General features: G+C 70.2%; 4 protein-coding genes. 2 read left to right on the top strand and 2 right to left on the bottom strand.

Annotation, left to right across the window (positions count from 1 at the left end; translation table 11 throughout):
• The coding region (locus AC1D01_RS25520) for a LysR family transcriptional regulator ArgP (RefSeq protein ID WP_477871339.1) at positions 1-836 on the bottom strand (836 nt) is incomplete at its 3' end.
• A 95-nt stretch (positions 837-931) separates the two neighbouring features.
• Between AC1D01_RS25520 and AC1D01_RS25515 the strand changes: the two genes are divergently transcribed.
• Positions 932-1,555 carry a LysE/ArgO family amino acid transporter gene (locus AC1D01_RS25515; protein WP_477871337.1) on the top strand — a complete coding sequence of 208 codons (624 nt, stop codon included), beginning with the start codon at positions 932-934 and terminating at the stop codon, positions 1,553-1,555.
• Between the two features lie 10 nt (positions 1,556-1,565).
• Positions 1,566-2,876 (top strand): D-amino acid dehydrogenase, encoded by a 1,311-nt coding sequence (locus AC1D01_RS25510; protein WP_477871335.1) that lies wholly within the window; start codon positions 1,566-1,568, stop codon positions 2,874-2,876.
• 10 nt (positions 2,877-2,886) lie between these two features.
• Here AC1D01_RS25510 and AC1D01_RS25505 read toward each other — a convergent pair whose 3' ends face one another.
• On the bottom strand, positions 2,887-3,381 hold the full coding sequence (locus tag AC1D01_RS25505) for a tetratricopeptide repeat protein (protein WP_477871333.1): 495 nt from the start codon (positions 3,379-3,381) through the stop codon (positions 2,887-2,889).
• Positions 3,382-3,524: the final 143 nt, after the last annotated feature.

The following is a 3,524-nucleotide window of genomic DNA, read 5'->3' as shown; positions in this document are numbered from 1 at the left end:
GCGCCGTCCGGCCCCAGCTTCCACTGGTGCCAGTGCAGCCGCACCGGCAGCCGGTCGTCCGGCCGCACCGCCACCAGCGCGCCGCTGTCGAGCAGCGACCGCGCCTGCAGCTCCGGCACGACACCGATCCCCCAGCCCATCGCCGCCGCCCGCAGGTAGGCCTCGGACGACGGCACGTGGCGCTCGCGCAGCCGCGGCTCGCGCACGCCGAAGGCCTGGGCCACCCACTGCTGCTGCATGTCGTCCTTGCGGTTGAAGATCAGGAACGGCACCTGCGCGAAGTTGGCCCGCGTCAGCCCCTGCGGCAGCATCTCGGCGATGAAGCCGGGGCTCGCCACCGCGGTGTAGTGCATCGCGCCGAGCGGCACGACCCTGCAGCCCCGCAACGCCTCGCTGACGCTGGTGACGCAGCCGAGCACCGCGCCCTGGCGCAGCCAGTCGTGCGTGAAGTCCTGGTCGTCGACCACCAGCTCCAGCGACAGGCCCTCGTGCACCAGCGCGTCGAGCGCCGGCAGCACCCAGGTCGCCAGGCTGTCGGCGTTCACCGCGATCGGCAGGCGCTGGTCGGTGGGCGGCGCATCGCCCAGCTCATGCGCCAGGTCGGCGCGCATCGCCTGCAGCTGGCGGGCAAAGCGCAGCAGCAGCTTGCCGGGCTCGGTCAGCCGCAGCGGGCGCGAGCGCACCACCAGCGGCTGGCCGACCTGCAGCTCCAGCGTGCGCAAGCGCTGCGACACCGCCGATTGCGTGATCGACAGCCGCTGCGCGGCGCGCTCGAAGCTCGCTGTGTCGGCCAGCGCGGCCAGCGCGTCGAGCGCGGCGGGGTCCAGGTCTTTCATAAGTCATCCTAATGCAAGCCGAGAAATATGAATCCTTCTTCATGACTTCGTCCACTGTGCCGACAATCCGACGGCCACAGCACGCCCCGAATTCCATGACCCCCGACCTCTCCGCCGCATTCGCCCAAGGCTGGCTGATGACCGCCGGCCTGATCGTCGCGATCGGCGCCCAGAACGCGCTGGTGCTGCGCCAGGGGCTGGCGCGCACGCATGTCGGCCCGGTGGTCGCGCTGTGCACCGCGTCCGACTGGCTGCTGATCCTGCTGGGCGTGTTCGGGCTCGGTGCCGCGGTGCAGTCGATGCCGCTGCTGCTGCAGGTGCTGCGCTACGGTGGTGCGGCCTTCCTGTTTTTGTACGGCCTGCGCTCGGCGCGCCAGGCCTGGCGCGGCGTCGATGCCGGCCTGCAGGCGCGCGCCGGTGCCAGTGGCCTGGGCGCCACGATGGCCACCGCGCTGGCGATGACCTACCTGAACCCGCATGTCTACCTCGACACGGTGCTGCTGCTCGGCACGGTCGGTGCGCAACAGCCGGGCGACGGCCGCTTCGCGTTCGCGGTCGGTGCGGGTCTTGCGTCGCTGATGTGGTTTGTGACGCTCGGCTATGGTGCCGCAGCAGCCTCGCGCTGGCTGCAGCGCCCGGCGGTGTGGCGGGCGATCGATGCCAGCGTCGCGGTGGTGATGTTCTGCGTGGCGGCCCAGCTGTTGTGGCGCCCGATCTGAAGGAGCTTCAATGAAAGTCGTCGTGTTGGGAGCCGGGATCATCGGCGTGAGCACCGCCTGGTACCTGCTGGAGCAGGGCCACGAGGTCACCGTGGTCGACCGCCAGAAAGATGCGGCGCTGGAGACCAGCTTCGCCAACGGCGCGCAGATCTCGGTCAGCTTCTGCGAGCCGTGGGCCAATGCCGGCGCGCCGCTGAAGGTGCTGAAGTGGCTGGCGCGCGACGACGCGCCGCTGCTGTTCCGCCCCAAGCTCGACCCGCACCAGTGGCGCTGGGGCCTGAGCTTCCTGCTGCAGTGCAACGACGCCGCGTTCGAGCGCAACGTGGCGCAGTTGGTGGCGCTGGGCCGCTACAGCCACGAGTCGCTGAAGGCGCTGGTCGCGCAGACCGGCATCCAGTACGACCGGCTGGAGCGCGGCATCCTGCACTTCTTCTCGACGCAGAAGGAGTTCGACGAGGGCGCGGCCGGCGCCGAGCTGATGCGCCACCACGGCGTCGACCGCCGCGTGCTGTCGCGCGACGAGGTGCTGAAGGTCGAGCCGGCGCTGCAGGGCTTCGCGAACGGCATCGCGGGCGGCACCTTCACGCCCAGCGACGAATCAGGCGACGCCCGCGTCTTCACGCAGAAGCTGGCGCAGCTGTGCCAGCAGCGCGGCGCGAGCTTCCTGTACGAGCACGACATCGCCGGCATCGATGCGGCGGGCGGCGCGGTGCAATCGGTGCGGCTGCGCGATATGCAGACCGGCGAGCCGCGCACGCTGACGGCCGACACCKTCGTCGCCGCGATGGGCAGCTTCACCGCGCCGCTGCTGCGGCCGCTCGGCATCTACCTGAACATCTACCCCGCCAAGGGCTACTCGGCGACGCTGAAGCTGAAGCGGCCCGAGGCCGCCAGCGTCGCGAGCCTGCTCGACGATTCGCGCAAGATCGCGATCAGCCGGCTCGGCGACCACGTGCGCATCGCCGGCACGGCCGAGATGGCCGGCTACGACACCAGCCTCGACAGCGCGACCTCGCGCGTGCGCTGCCAGGCGCTGATCGACCGCTACGAAGAGGTGTTCCCGGGCGTCGCCGACACCACCGAGCCGAACTTCTGGACCGGCCTGCGGCCCAGCACGCCGACCAACGTGCCGTACATCGGGCGCAGCGGCAAGCTCGCCAACCTGTGGATCAACGCCGGGCACGGCACGCTGGGCTGGACGCACGGCGCCGGATCGGGCCGCGCGCTCGCCGAGCTGATGAGCGGCGTGCGGCCGGCGCTCGACTTCGGGTTCTGCGGCGGGGTGCCGCAGGCAGGCGCCACGCGGATGGCGGCCGCCTGATCGGGTCGAGTTACCAGTTGGCCGAGACGTACTTGTTGCCGGCCGCCTTGTAGCGCTCGATCGACTTCTTCAGCTCGACCGTCTCGTCGCAGCCGGCGCCGCAGACCTTGTTCAGTGCGGCCAGGCGCTGCTCGGCGTTCGGCAGGTCGCCCTTCATCAGGAACAGCTCGCCGGAGTACTCCAGCGTGCCCTTGTGCTTCGGGTCGATGCGCAGCGCGGTGTCGTAGAACTTCTCCGAGGCGGCCAGGTCGGGCGTCTTCGCCTTGCGCAGGCTGTAGCCCATCAGGTTGTTCCAGTCGGCGCTGCCGGTGTCGTTGACCTTCTTCAGCTCGTCGATGGCGCCGGCCCAGTTCTTCGCGGCGATCTGCGCGCGCGCGGCGCCCAGCTTGTCAGCCGCCGCTGCGGCGGGGGTCGGGGCCGGCGGCGCGCTGTCGGCAGCGAAGGCGCTGCCCAGGGCCAGGGCGAGCGTCGAGAGGGTCAGCAGGCGGGCGAATGTCGTGTTCATGATCTTCAGGTCCTTCATTCAGGTTGGTTGGCAGACACCGTTGTCGATGTCATGCAGGCACTTACGGAGCGGAATGTGCCGACGGACGCATCCGCGATTGAAAGAAATTGCTACCAGAGCTTCACGCACGGGCCGATCAGCAC

The organism is Rhizobacter sp. P3_B12, from assembly GCF_056402895.1.
Note: the sequence above shows the minus strand (reverse complement) of the source record. Positions and strands in the feature narration are given on the sequence as shown.